Below are 12,597 nucleotides of genomic sequence, written 5' to 3' on the forward strand. Positions count from 1 at the left end.
CCTCAGAGCCAGCGCGGGAGATCGGCGAGGTCGCGGCAGACGCCGCAGGCGCCTTCCCGGAGCAGGGTATCTTCGTCTTCCGGCAGCGCATGGCCGCCGCCGAGGAAGGCGAGGACACGCATGCCGGCGGCACGCGCCGCGCGGACGCCGCGCCGATTGTCCTCGACGACGAGGCAGGCGTCGGGCGCCACGCCGAGCGCCCGTGCCGCGTGGCGGTAGAGGTCCGGCGCGGGCTTGGGCCGCGCCACCATCTCGGCCGCGTAGACGTGCGGCGCGAAGAGGTCGAGGAGGTCGGCGCGCGCGAGCGAGCGCCGCAGCCGTGCGAGCGGGCTGTTGGAGGCCACCGCGCGGGGCAGGGCGATGCCGGCCACGGCCGCGCGCACGCCGGGCATCGGCGCGGCGCGGGCGACGGCGGCGTCGACGGCGGCGATCACCCGCGCGTCGAGATCCTCGGGAAAGGTCGTGCCCCGCTCGGCAGCGAGCGTCGCCGCGCCGTCGCGGTGGCTCCAGCCGCGAAACCGCGCGACGTAATCCTCGACCTCGAGCCCCGGGCAGGAGGCGGCGAGCACCCGCGCCACCGCACGGTCGGCCGGATGCTCGCTGTCGACGAGCACGCCGTCGCAGTCGAAGATCACCGCCCGCGTGCGGCTCATGCCCGCCTCCGGTCGCGCGCCGCCTCCGCGAGGAAGGGCACCTCGTCGAGGCGCGATATGCGGGCGGTGGCGCCGGGGAAATCGAGCCGCGCGGTCAGCGCGTGCGGCCAGGCGAGGACGGGGACGCCTGCCGCCCGCGCGGCGGCGACGCCGACCGGCGTGTCCTCGATCGCGAGGCAGTCCCCCGGCGCGAGGCCGAGCCGCGCGCAGGCGTGCAGGTAGGGATCCGGCGCGGGCTTCGTGCGCGTGACGTCCTCGCGCGAGACGGTGAAGGCGAGCGCGGTGCCGATGCCGAGCGCGGCGACGTTGGCGTCCAGGATGCGGCGCTCCGCGGTCGAGACGCAGGCCTGCGGCACGCCGCGCGCCGCGAGCGCGCCGACGGTGTCGATCACGCCCTCGCGCGCCATGCCGGCGTGCACGCCGTCGAGGTAGTGCGCCTCCACCGCGGCGATCCAGTCCTCGCGCGGGGTGTCGAGCCCCCGCTCGCCGAGGTGGAGCCAGACCTCCGGCAGGCTGCGGCCGAGCAGCGCGACGTTCTCCTCCGGCGCGAGCACGACGGGGGAGCGCGCGAGCGCGTGCCGCGCGGCCTCGTAATGCAGGGGCTCGCTGTCGATGAGGACGCCGTCGACGTCCCAGATCACGGCACGCGGGGCGAGGTCGGCGAGGAATGCGAGGCTCATGTGGTCCTCCGGGTGGCGAGGGGAGCGAGCGCCGCGGCGGGCGCCTGCGGGCCGGGATGGGCGCACTTCACGGCGGCGACGGCGGCGGCCCGGGCCATGCGATCGGCGAGATCGCGGCCCTCCCGCAGCGCCGCGACCCAGCCCGCGTGGAAGGCGTCGCCCGCCCCCGTCGTGTCGACGACGGTGCAGGGCGCGGCGGGCGTGCGCACGATCCGCTCGCCCTCCGCACCGACGGCGCCCGCGGCGCCCATCGTGGCGACGACGACCCGCGGCCCGCGGGCGGCGAGCGCGCGCACGGCGCCCTCGGGATCGTCGATCCCCGCCATCGCGCACAGGACCGCCGCGGGCGCGATCAGGTCTGTGACGAGCTCGAGGAGCCGCGCGTCCGCGGGATCGCGGGTCTCGAGATCGCACACGACGGCGAGGCCGCGGGCGCGGGCGAGGGTGGCGAGGCGCACGAAGGCGTCGCGCTCGTAGCCGTCGCCGTAGAGGATCGCGACGCCCGCCAGCAGGTCCTCGCCCGTCGGCAGCGGCGTGGCGAGGAGCGCGGGATCGCGGCGCATCACGATCGTGCGCTGGCCGCTCACACGGTCGACGATCACCGAGGCGGCGATGGTGCGCGCGGGGAGGGTGGGGGAGGCGCGCGTGTCGATGCCGTCCGCCGCCATCGCCGCGCGGGTGAAGCGGCCCGCCTCGTCGTCGCCGAAGCGGCCGAGGAAGCGGGCGGGGACGCGAAGCCGCGCGAGCGTCGCCGCCGCGTTCGCGGCCTGGCCGCCGGCGTGGAGGCTCCACTCCTCGCAGAAGACCTTCTCGTCGAGCGCGAGCCCGTCCACGACGAGGACCTCGTCGGCGATGTTGTTGCCGACGACGAGGACGCCGTCGGCGAAGAGGTTTTCGGTCTCGCTCATGCGGCGGCTCCGAAGAAGGCGCCCCAGCGGGGCAGGAGGACGCGGCTCTCGCCGACGTCGCTGTCGAAGCCGTGACCCTCGGTGGCGACGAAGCGGCCGGGGAGAACGCCGCCCTCGCCGGTCAGGTCGAAGGCGCAGACCATCGCCGCGGCGCCGAGCCGGCGCTCGAAGGCGAGCACGCCCTCGGGCGCCTCGATGAAGCGCATCTCGCCCCGGCGCAGCACGTCGTTCCTCTTGCGCCAAAGCAGGAAGCGCCGCACGCCGGCGAGGGCGGAGGCGGGATCGGCGCGCTGCGCGTCGACCGCGAGCGCGCGGTGCGCGTCGGGCACGGGCAGCCACGGCGTGCCGGCGGTGAAGCCCGCGTGCGGCGCCCGCGCCTCCCAGGGCATCGGCGTGCGCGAGCCGTCGCGGCCCTTGTAGCTCGGCCAGAAGCGCCGGCCGTAGGGGTCCTGGAGATCCGCGAAGGCGACCTCGGCCTCGGGCAGCCCGAGTTCCTCCCCCTGGTAGAGGCACGACGAGCCGCGCAGGCTCGTGAGCAGCGCCACCAGCATGCGGGCGAAGGCGGGATCTCGACCCTGCGCGCCCCAGCGCGACTGGGCGCGCACCACGTCGTGGTTGGAGAAGGCCCAGCAGGGCCAGCCGCCGCGCACGGTCTTCGCCGCATCCTCGAGGAGCGCGCGCAGGGTCGGCGTCTCGAAGGGGGCCGAGAGGAGCTCGAACGTGTAGCCCATGTGCAGGCGGTCCTCGCCCGCGGTGTAGAGCTCGAGCAGCGCGTGCGAGCCGTCCGCCGCGATCTCCGCCATCGTCGCGACGCCGGGCCGGTCGCCGATCGCCGCGCGGTAGGCGCGCAGGAAGTCGACGGTTTCGGGCCGGGTCTTGTCGTTCTCGTGGATCTGCATGTTGTAGGGGTTCGCCCGCGGGATGCCGTCGTCGCCCTTGGGCCGGGCGAGAAGCGCGCGCAGCTCCGCTTCGGGCCGGGGCGGGTTGTCGTGCAGCTGCGGGTCGTGGTGGAAGAAGTTGACGCTGTCGAGCCGGAAGCCGTCGACGCCCCGGTCGAGCCAGAAGCGCGACACGTCGCACACCGCCGCCTGCACCTGCGGGTGGAACAGGTCGAGCGCCGGCTGCTCCGGCAGGAACTTGTGCAGGTAGTACTGTCGGCGCTCGGGCGACCAGGTCCAGGCGATGCCGCCGAACAGCGAGAGCCAGTTGTTCGGCGGCCCGCCGTCCGGGCGCGCGTCCGCCCAGACGTACCAGTCCGCCTTCTCGTTCTCGCGCGAGGCCCGGCTCTCCAGGAACCAGGGATGCGCATCCGAGGTGTGGCAGAGGATCTGGTCGATCAGGACCTTCAGCCCGAGCGCGTGGGCGCGCGCCACCACGCGGTCGAAGTCGGCGAGCGTGCCGAAGCGCGGGTCGACCGCGCACATGTCGGAGACGTCGTAGCCGAAGTCGCGCATGGGGGAGGTGAAGAAAGGCGCGATCCAGATCGCGTCGACGCCGAGATCCGCGACGTGGTCGAGCCGCTCGGCGATGCCGGCGAGATCACCGAGCCCGTCGCCGTCGGCGTCCATGAAGCTGCGGGGGTAGATCTGGTAGACGACGGCGCCGCGCCACCAGTCGCCGTCGCCGTCGCGTGCGAGCTGCGTGTTCATCGGAAGCTCTCCGTGCTGCCGCGGGCCTGGGCCGCGAGTGTCGCGTAGAGGTCGGCGGTGCGCCGGGCGATCGTCGGCCAGGCGCAGGCGCCCTCGACGAAGCGGCGCCCGGCGGCGCCGAGCGCGCGTGCGCGGGCGGGGTCGCCGAGCGCCTCGCCGAGCGCCCGCGCGAGGTCGCGGGCGAAGCCGTCCGGATCGGCGGGTGCCGCGCCGGCGGCGTCGAGGACGAGGGGGACGAGCCAGCCGGTCTCGCCGGTGCGCACCTGCTCGGGATTGCCGCCCACCGCCCCGGCGACGACGGGCGTGCCGCAGGCCATCGCCTCGAGGTTCACGATCGAGAAGGTCTCGTAGACCGACGGGCAGCAGACCACCGCGGCGCGGGCGTAGAGCGGCGCCAGCGCCGCGCCCGAGAGGCCCTCGATCCAGGCGACGCCGCCGCGCTCCACCCGCAGGCGATCCGCCGCGTCGTGGTAGCGCGCCCGCAGCGCCGGCGTGTCGGCGCGGCCCGCGCAGATCGCGAGCTGGACGTCGGCGGAGAGGTGCCGCATCGCGGCGAGCAGGTGCTCGAGGCCCTTCTGCTCGGTGAGCCGGCCGACGAAGAGAACGAAGGGACGCGCCGGATCGAGCCCGTCGAGATCGCCCGCGAGCGCCGCCCCGGCGCCCGGGTGGAAGACGTCCGCGTCGACGCCGTTGTGGATCACGTGGACGCGCTCGGGGGCGATGCGGACGTGGCGCAGCACGTCGCGCCGCGCCGCCTCGGAGACGGCGACGACGGCGTCCGCGGCCTCGAGCGCCGTGCGCTCCATGTGCCCGGAGAGCGCGTAGGGACCCGGCCCGAGCTGGTCGGCCTTCCAGGGCCGCATGGGCTCGAGCGAATGCGCGGTCGCGACGAGCGGGCGGCGCCACAGGAGCTTCGCCCACAGCCCCGCCTGGAGCACGTACCAATCGTGCGCGTGCACCACCGCGCCCTCCGGCGGCGCGGCCACCATCGCCGCGCAGCGCGCCAGCGCGTCGAGCGCGCGGCCGGGCGGGCTTCCGAGGTCGACCTCCGGCGGTAGCAGCGGGCCGATGCCGCGCACGCGCAAGCCCTCCTCCGCGATGTCCTGCGCGCCGAAGCAGCGCAGCTCGATCGGCGCGATCGCGGCGAGCGCGGCGGCGAGGTGCGTGACGTGGACGCCCGCGCCGCAATAGACGTCCGGCGGGTAGGTGCGTGAGAGGATCGTCGCGGCCGTCATCGGGCGTCCTCCCCGGCGCTCGGGTCGATCATCACCTTGAGCGCCGCGCCGGGCGGCGCGAGGCGCCGGTCGGCGATGTCGCAGCCGAGCAGGGCCACGGCTTCGGGCAGCCGCGAGAGCGGCAGGCGATGGGTGACGAGCGCCTCGGCGGGAACGGCGCCCGAGGCGAGGAGGGCGAGCGCCTGGGCGAAGGCGTTCTCGAGCGTGTCGATCGAGCCGAGCACGGCGAGCGAGCGGTCCGCGACCGCACCAGCGTCGATTGCGACGGCGTGCGGCCGCAGGCCGATGGCGAGCACCTGGCCGCCGCGCGCCATCAGCGCCACGAGCGGCTCGACCATGACGCTCGTCGTGTCGACCGCGACGTCGATCGGCGTCGGGTCCGGCGCATAGGCGGCGGCGATTTCGTCGAGCGACGCGGCGAGGCGCCACCCGGCGGGGAGGACGTCGGCGGCGAGCGCGCGTCGCGCGTCCGACCGCTCGACGAGCCGGCCGCGCACGCCGCGGGAGGCGAGGGCGTGGGCGTAGAGCACGCCGAGCGGTCCGGCGCCCACGACCACCACGCGGTGGCCGAGGTGCAGGTCGAGCCGCGCCACACCGGTGAGCGCGCAGCCGAGCGGCTCGGTGAGCGCCCCGGCCTCGTAGGAGAGCCCGTCCGGCAGGCGGTGCACGAAGCGCTCGTCGCAGGCGTAGAGCTCGGCGAAGGTGCCGTCGCGGCTCACCCCCGCCTCGGTGCCGTGCTTGCGCTCGCAGTGATTCTGCCGGTTCGTGCGGCACATGCGGCAGAAGCCGCAATGGAAGGTGGGATCGATCACCACGCGGTCGCCCACGGCGACCGAGCCGACGCCCTCGCCGGCGGCGACGACGTCGCCGGTCGATTCGTGCCCGAGCACGACGCCCGCCTGCGCGGCGTAGGCGCCCGAGAGGATGCCGATATCGGTGCCGCAGATGCCGGTGGCGCGCACGCGCACCATCACCTCGCCCGGCCCGGGCGCGGCGGGATCGGGGACGTCGCCGAGGGCGAGCGTCCAGGGGGCGAGGAAGCGGGCCGCCTTCATCGCGCCGCCTCCCCGGTGGCCGCGATCGCGGCCGACAGCGTGTCGACGATCTCCACGAGGTCGTCGGCCGTCGCGACCAGGGGCGGGCGCACCTTCACCACGTTCCCACGGCCGTAGCGCGAGCTGCGCACGATCAGCCGCCGCCGCTCCGCCTCCGCCAGGATGGCGTTGGTGCGGTCGGGGTCGGGGGCGCCGTCCGGCGTCTCGATCTCGACGCCCCACATGTAGCCGAGCCCGCGCACGTCGCCGACGCAGGCGTGGCGCTCGGCCAGCGGCGCGAGCAGCTCGCCGAGCAGCTCGCCGTTCTCGCGCACGCGGGCGAGCAGGCGCCCGTCGGCGAGGACGTCGAGCGTGGCGTTGGCGGCGGCGAGCGCGACCGGGTTCGCGCCCGAGGTGTAGGAGTGCTCGTAGGGCGCGAGCACGTCGAGCCGCGCCTCCATCAGCACCGCCGCGACGGGGATGCCGATGCCGCCGAGCCCCTTGGCGAGCGTCACCATCGCCGGCTCGAAGCCGAGCGCGTCGCAGGCGAACATGTGGCCCGTGCGGCCGATGCCGGTCTGGACCTCGTCGGCGACGAGCAGGATGTCGTGGGCGTCGCACACCCGCTTCAATGCCTCGAAGTAGCCCGGCGGGGGGACGATGTTGCCGCCGTTGCCGAGGATCGGCTCGACGATCATGCAGGCGGTGCGCCCATTGCCGCCGAACTCGAGGAAGTCGTGGATGCGCTCGACGCACATCAGCCCGCAGGACGGGTAGGTCGCACCGTAGAAGCAGCGGTGGCAGTAGGGGGCGGGCACCTTCAGCGAGACGTCCGCCGTCGAGACCGGGAAGCTCTCCTTGCGAAAGGCGTTGCCGGAGATCGCGGTGGTGAACAGCGTCTGGCCGTGATGCGACAGGAAGAGGCTGAGCACGCCGCCCTTCTGCGTCGCCTTCTGGGCGATGCGCACGGCGCACTCGTTCGCGGTCGATCCGGTGAGGTCGCGCAGCCAGCCGCGGGTCATGCCCTCGGGCGCGAGCGCGACGAGGCGCTCCACGAGCCGCGCGCTCTCCGCGCGCGAGAACGACGAGCTCAGGTGCGAGACCCGCGCGAGCTGGTCGAGGACTGGGGTGACGACCGACTCGTTGTCGTAGCCGAGGGGGACGTTGAACGTCCCCGAGGCGGCGTCGATGAAGCGTGCGCCGTCGGCGCGGACGAGCCGGATCCCCTCGCCGTGGGTGAAGCCGAGCGTGGCGTGTTCGATCGGAGCGGTCATGCGGCCTCCTCGTGCCTCGCGGGTGATCCGCGGTGGTGCGTGGAGTCGAAAATCGATTCAATCTCTGACATATTCCAGCTTATATTGTAGAAAATATCATACTGCCCGCCGAAGGTGCGAATCTCCCTCTCTGCGAGACCTTTCCCATGCGCATCGAGCGACCCTACCTGGCCGTCATCGCCGTCTTCTTCTTCGAGGCCCTGGCCTTCTCCTCCTGGCTGCCGCGGCTGCCGGAGATGCGCGCTGCGCTCGGGCTCGACGAGGCGGCGCTCGGCGTCGTGCTTATGGGCATGCCCGCCGGCGCGCTCGCGATGATGCCGCTCGCCGGCTGGCTCTCGACGCGGCTCGACGTACGCAGCCTGAACGCGGTGGGCATGGCGATCCTGCTCCTCGCCACCGCGGCGATCCCGCTCGCCGGCAGCGCGCCGGCGCTGTTCGCAGTCCTGGTGGCGGTGGGGCTCGGCACGGGCTCGATGGGTGTGGCCATGAACGCCGCCGGGCTCGCGGTGGAGAAGGCGCTCGGCCGCTCCATCCTGGCGCGCTGCCACGCCTTCTTCAGCATCGGCGTCGCCGCCGGCGGGGCGCTCGGCGGGCTGGCGGCGGCGCAGGGCGTTCCGCTCGCGGTGCAGATGCCGGCGCTCTCGGTCGCCATCGCCGCCTGCCTGCTCGTGCTGGCGCGCCCGCTGCCGCGCGACCGCGAGGCGAAGGAGAGCGAGGGGCCGCGCTTTGCGCTTCCCACCCGCGCGCTGCTGCCGCCGGCGCTGATCGCGTTCTTCTGCCTGCTCTCGGAGGGCGCGGCGCTCGATTGGAGCGCGATCCACCTGCGCGACGGGCTCGGCGCGCAGGCGCTGGTCGGCGCCGGCGTCGTCGCCTTCGGCGGCGCGATGGCACTCGCGCGCTTCTTCGGCGACGCGATCTCGAGCCGCCTCGGCGCCGTCGCCACGGTCGCGTGGGGCGCCGTGCTCGCGGGCTGCGGCTTCGCTTCGGTGGCGCTCGCCACGAGCGCGCCGGTCGCGATCGCCGGCTTCGCGCTCGCCGGGCTCGGGATCGCCGGCATCGTGCCGATCGCCTTCCGAACGGCGGGCGCCACGCCGGGGCTCGCGCCCGGCGTCAGCGTCGCCGCGGTCTCCACGATCGGCTACGTGGGCTTCCTCGCCGGTCCCTCGGTCATGGGCTTCATCGGCGAGCTGATCGGGCTGGCCGCCGCCTTCGGCGCCGTCGCCGGGGCGATGGCGGTCGTCGCGATCCTGTCCGCGCGCCTGCGCGTGCGCGAGGTCGGCGGGCAGGCCTCGCGCACCGGCCCCTGAGCCGCGCGCATCAGCGCACCGTCGAGAGCGCGAACAGGATCTCCTTGTAGGCGCCCTCGATCCGCGCCAGCCCGATGCGCAACTCCTCCGCGACGAGCGCCTCGACGCGCGCGCCGTCGCGGGCGGCGACGCAGGCGCGCAGCGCGCGCATGCGTGCGACCAGCGCCCGGCGCTCGGCGAAGCTGCGGGCGCGCACGTCGATGCGCCGGCAGGTGCGGCTGCGCTCGAGGCTCGCCGTCGCCGCCCGGGCGATGCCGCGCGATGGGGCGTACGCCATCAATGCGTCCAGTCTGCGCGCCGCCTCGGGGGGCGGGTCGACGCGCTCGGCTCCGCCGTCGAGGACACCGTCGGCCAGATGCGCCAGCGTCAGCCAGGCCGCGCACGCGATGGTGACGTAGTCGTCCTCGAGCTCGTCGAGCCGCACCTCGCCGACGAAGAAGCCGCCGTTGCGCCGATGCGTCACGACGCCCTCCGCCGCGAGCCGCGAGAGCGCCTCGCGAATGGGGACGGGGCTCATCGCCAGCTCCTCGGCGAGGACGGGCAGCGGCAGCCGCGCGCCCGGCGGCCAACGCAGGTCGCCGATCGCCGCGCGCAGCGCCCGATAGGCTGTCTCGGATCGTGATGGAGGCATTGTGCACCTGATCTGCGAAACCACCCGGAGTTGGGCGGCAAGATCAGGCGTCTATCTACCTTCAGGCGTATATTGGGCTCCCCGCACGCTGAAATACGATCACCTCACGTAGAGGCGGGCGAGCAGACGCGTGTGGGAATGGGCGGCTCACGCCGCCGAGGCGTCGGCGGCCGCGCGCCAGCGCAGGTCCTGCGGGCCGAGCGCCTGCGGCCGCTCGCAGGTTGAGGCGATCTCCACCTGCCGGCCCTCGCGGGCCGCGCGGTCGAAGGCGAGGAGCACCTCGAGCACGTGCAGCGCGAGCTGCCCCGAGCAGCGGTGCCCGCGCCCCTCGGCGATGGCGCGGGCGAGGTCGACGACGCCGAGCATGCGGTAGTCCGCGACCTCCTCGCCGCGGCCCGTGCGGCGGTTGGGGCGCGCGTGTGCCATGGCGGAGGGCTCGATGCGCTCGAACGGCTCGCCCCGGCGCGACAGCCGCGTCGCGCCGCCGAAGAAGTTCGGGTCGGGCAGGAGCATCGTGCCCTCCGAGCCGTAGAGCTCGAGCCGGAACGGGGTTTCCGCCCAGACGTCCCAGGTGGCGGTGAGGGAGACGACGGCGCCGCAGGCGAACTCGAGCGCGCCGACGACGAGCGTGTCGACCTCCACCGGCAGGCGCGCGCCCTGGTGCGGCCCCTCGCTCGTGACGACGCGCTCGGCGAAGCCGCGCGCGCCGATGCCGACGACCCGCCGCACCGGCCCGATCAGGTTGACGAGCGCGGTGACGTAGTAGGCGCCGATGTCGAGGATCGGCCCGCCGCCGGCCTGGAAGAAGAAGGCGGGGTCGGGGTGCCAGTGCTCCATGCCCCGCGTGGCGAACCAGATCGCGCCGGAGATCGGCCGGCCGATCGCGCCCTCGTCGACGAGCTTGCGGGCGAGCTGATGGCCGCCGCCGAGGATCGTGTCCGGCGCGCAGCCCAGGCGCACGCCCGCCCGCTCGGCCGCCGCGACCAGGGCGCGTCCCTCCTCGAGGCTCACCCCCAGCGGCTTCTCGGAATAGAGGTGCTTGCCCGCCGCGATCACCCCCGCGCCGACCGCGGCGTGCGCCTTGGGTGGGGTGAGGTTGATCACGATGTCGACGCCGGGGTCGGCGAGCAGCGCCTCCGGCGCGAGCGCGCGGACCCCGTAGCGCTCCGCCTGTGCCGACGCGCGCCCGGCGTCCGTGTCGGCGCAGGCGACGATCTCCACGCCTTCGAAGGCGCGCGCGCGGGAGAGATAGGTGTCGGAGATGTTGCCGCAGCCGAGCACGCCGGCGCGGAGGGTCGTCGGGCTCATCGGGTCTCCTCCTCGGCGCGCTGCGCCGTTTCCTGGGCGAGCCGGCGCATGGCGGCGAAGCTGCGGCTCGCGAAACGCGCGGCGTCGCGCGGCGCGTCGTGCTCGGCGATCATGAGGTCGGCGCCCGCCTCGCGGGCGCGGCGCCAGAGGTCGGTCCAGTCGAGGACGCCGTGGCCGACGTCTGCCCAGCCGTCCTCGTCCAGCGCCTCTCCCGCTGGGGCGATGTCCTTGACGTGGACGCTCGCGAGCCGGCCCGCGTGGCGGGCGAGGCGCGCGGCCGGGTCGTCGCCGCCACGCACGAGCCAGGCGACGTCCGCCTGCCAGAGCAGGCCGTCCGCGGCGCCGGCGTCGAGGAGGAGGTCGAGCGGCATCGTCCCGTCCGCCAGCGGCTCGACCTCCCAGTGATGGTTGTGGAAGGCGAGCGTCAGGCCCTCGTCCGCCAGGCGCTTCGCGTGCCCGCCGAGCTCGGCGCCGACGGCGCGCCAGCCCTGCGCATCGCCCGGGCGATCCGGCGGGTGCAGCGCGGGCACCGCGAGACGGCGTATGCCGATCGTGCGCGCGGCGCGCACCGTCTCGTCGAGCCGCTCGCGCAGCGCGGTCAGCGGAACGTGCGTGCTCGGCGCGGAGAGCCCGCGGGCATCGAGCGCATCGCGGAAGGCGGCGGGCTCGTCGAGAAGGCTCGCCACCGCCTCGACGTGCCGGAAGCCGGCGGCGCGGGCGACGTCGAGACGATCGAGCAGCCCGCCGTGCGCGCGCAGCGAGTAGAGCTGGATGGAGAGGGTGGCAGGCATGAGAGGCTTTCCTTGTGGCGAGGCGGGCTCTCAGAGCCGCTCGCCGCTCCTGGGATCGAAGAGGCCGACGCGGGCGGAATCGGCGACGAGGCGAACCGGCGCGCCCGGCGCGATCGGCTTCTCGCCCGCCATGCGCACCGCGAGCGTCGTCTCGCCGTCGCGGCACCAGACGAGGCTGTCGGCGCCCATCGGCTCGACGATGTCGACGTGAAGGCCGGTCCAGGCGTGGGGATGCGCGCCCGCTTCGAGCACGCCGATGTGCTCGGGACGCAGGCCGAGCGTCGCCGGCGCGCCCGGCTCGGGCCGCCGCGCGAAGTCGTAGGCGTCGAGCGGCAGGAAGTGGCGCCCCGCGCGGAAGACGAGAGCGCCGTCCGCGGCCTCGATCCGGCCGTCGACGAAGTTCATCCGCGGCGAGCCGACGAACCCCGCCACGAACAGGTTCGCCGGGCGGTTGTAGATCTCGGCGGGCGGGGCGAGCTGCTGGATGCGCCGGTCCTTCATCACGGCGACGCGGTCGGCCAGCGTCAGCGCCTCGATCTGGTCGTGGGTGACGTAGATCATCGTCGTGCCGGAAAGGCGCTGGTGCAGGCGCTTGATCTCGACGCGCAGCTCGTTGCGCAGCTGCGCGTCGAGGTTGGAGAGCGGCTCGTCGAAGAGGAAGATGTCCGCGTCGCGTACGAGCGCGCGGCCGATGGCGACGCGCTGGCGCTGCCCGCCGGAGAGCTCGCTCGGTCGCCGATCCAGCAGATGCTCGATCTGCAGCATCGACGCGGCGCGGGCGACGCGGGTCTCGATCTCGGCCTTGGGCGTGCGCGCCATGCGCAGGCCGAAGCTCAGGTTCTCGCGCACGCTCATGCGCGGGTAGAGCGCGTAGGACTGGAACACCATGGCGACGCCGCGGTCCTTGGGCTCCTCCCAGGTGACGTTACGCGCGCCGAAATGGATCTCACCGTCCTCCACGTCGATGAGCCCGGCCATGGCGTTGAGCAGCGTGGACTTGCCGCAGCCGGAGGGGCCGAGCAGGACGAGGAACTCGCCCGCCGCGACCTCGATGGAGAGCCGATCGAGCACCGGCATCGAGCCGAAGGCGATGCTCACGTCCCGCACGGACACTGCCGCCATGACGT

12 protein-coding genes are annotated in these 12,597 nt (G+C 74.6%); 1 reads left to right on the plus strand and 11 read right to left on the minus strand.

The annotated features are described in order from the left end of the window. Window positions 1-2 precede the first annotated feature (2 nt). From ACTZWW_RS01645 to ACTZWW_RS01675, 7 genes are read right to left on the minus strand one after another with little or no spacing between them, the layout of a single operon-like run. Entirely contained in the window at window positions 3-653 is a 651-nt protein-coding gene (locus ACTZWW_RS01645; protein WP_444779186.1) for an HAD-IA family hydrolase, read from the minus strand. Beyond that, a complete protein-coding gene (locus tag ACTZWW_RS01650; RefSeq protein WP_444779187.1) occupies window positions 650-1,333 on the minus strand; it encodes an HAD family hydrolase in 684 nt (227 codons plus the stop codon). The genes ACTZWW_RS01645 and ACTZWW_RS01650 overlap by 4 nt, the downstream gene beginning before the upstream one ends. Further along, complete coding sequence (locus ACTZWW_RS01655) at window positions 1,330-2,241, minus strand: carbohydrate kinase family protein (RefSeq protein ID WP_444779188.1); 912 nt, start codon at window positions 2,239-2,241, stop codon at window positions 1,330-1,332. The genes ACTZWW_RS01650 and ACTZWW_RS01655 overlap by 4 nt, the downstream gene beginning before the upstream one ends. Beyond that, window positions 2,238-3,890, minus strand: coding sequence for an alpha-amylase family glycosyl hydrolase (locus ACTZWW_RS01660; RefSeq protein ID WP_444779189.1), 1,653 nt, complete (start codon window positions 3,888-3,890; stop codon window positions 2,238-2,240). The genes ACTZWW_RS01655 and ACTZWW_RS01660 overlap by 4 nt, the downstream gene beginning before the upstream one ends. Continuing rightward, window positions 3,887-5,125: a glycogen synthase gene (gene glgA, locus ACTZWW_RS01665; protein ID WP_444779190.1), complete on the minus strand. Its 1,239-nt coding sequence runs from the start codon at window positions 5,123-5,125 to the stop codon at window positions 3,887-3,889. The genes ACTZWW_RS01660 and glgA overlap by 4 nt, the downstream gene beginning before the upstream one ends. Beyond that, window positions 5,122-6,180 (minus strand): zinc-dependent alcohol dehydrogenase, encoded by a 1,059-nt coding sequence (locus ACTZWW_RS01670; RefSeq protein WP_444779191.1) that lies wholly within the window; start codon window positions 6,178-6,180, stop codon window positions 5,122-5,124. Before ACTZWW_RS01670 ends, glgA begins: the two co-directional genes overlap by 4 nt. After that, on the minus strand, window positions 6,177-7,433 hold the full coding sequence (locus ACTZWW_RS01675) for an aspartate aminotransferase family protein (RefSeq protein WP_444779192.1): 1,257 nt from the start codon (window positions 7,431-7,433) through the stop codon (window positions 6,177-6,179). The genes ACTZWW_RS01670 and ACTZWW_RS01675 overlap by 4 nt, the downstream gene beginning before the upstream one ends. Before the next feature lie 146 nt (window positions 7,434-7,579). Here ACTZWW_RS01675 and ACTZWW_RS01680 point away from each other — a divergent pair, with 146 nt between their 5' ends. After that, complete coding sequence (locus ACTZWW_RS01680; protein ID WP_444779193.1) at window positions 7,580-8,740, plus strand: MFS transporter; 1,161 nt, start codon at window positions 7,580-7,582, stop codon at window positions 8,738-8,740. A 10-nt stretch (window positions 8,741-8,750) separates the two neighbouring features. On the opposite strand, the gene ACTZWW_RS01685 is transcribed toward ACTZWW_RS01680, so the two are convergent. The 4 genes from ACTZWW_RS01685 to ACTZWW_RS01700 all read right to left on the minus strand — a co-directional run bounded on the left by ACTZWW_RS01685 (window position 8,751) and on the right by ACTZWW_RS01700 (window position 12,592). Next, the gene (locus ACTZWW_RS01685; protein WP_444779194.1) at window positions 8,751-9,371 is read right to left on the minus strand and encodes a GntR family transcriptional regulator; all 621 of its coding nucleotides are present in this window, start codon (window positions 9,369-9,371) and stop codon (window positions 8,751-8,753) included. 147 nt (window positions 9,372-9,518) lie between these two features. After that, window positions 9,519-10,679, minus strand: a complete 1,161-nt coding sequence (locus tag ACTZWW_RS01690) for a Gfo/Idh/MocA family protein (protein ID WP_444779195.1) — start codon at window positions 10,677-10,679, stop codon at window positions 9,519-9,521. After that, entirely contained in the window at window positions 10,676-11,470 is a 795-nt protein-coding gene (locus ACTZWW_RS01695) for a sugar phosphate isomerase/epimerase family protein (protein WP_444779196.1), read from the minus strand. The genes ACTZWW_RS01690 and ACTZWW_RS01695 overlap by 4 nt, the downstream gene beginning before the upstream one ends. Window positions 11,471-11,500: 30 nt before the next feature. Then, entirely contained in the window at window positions 11,501-12,592 is a 1,092-nt protein-coding gene (locus tag ACTZWW_RS01700) for an ABC transporter ATP-binding protein (protein ID WP_444779197.1), read from the minus strand. Between the last annotated feature and the right edge of the window lie 5 nt (window positions 12,593-12,597).

Origin of the sequence: Salinarimonas sp. NSM (assembly GCF_052380005.1) — a bacterium.
GTDB lineage: Bacteria > Pseudomonadota > Alphaproteobacteria > Rhizobiales > Beijerinckiaceae > Salinarimonas.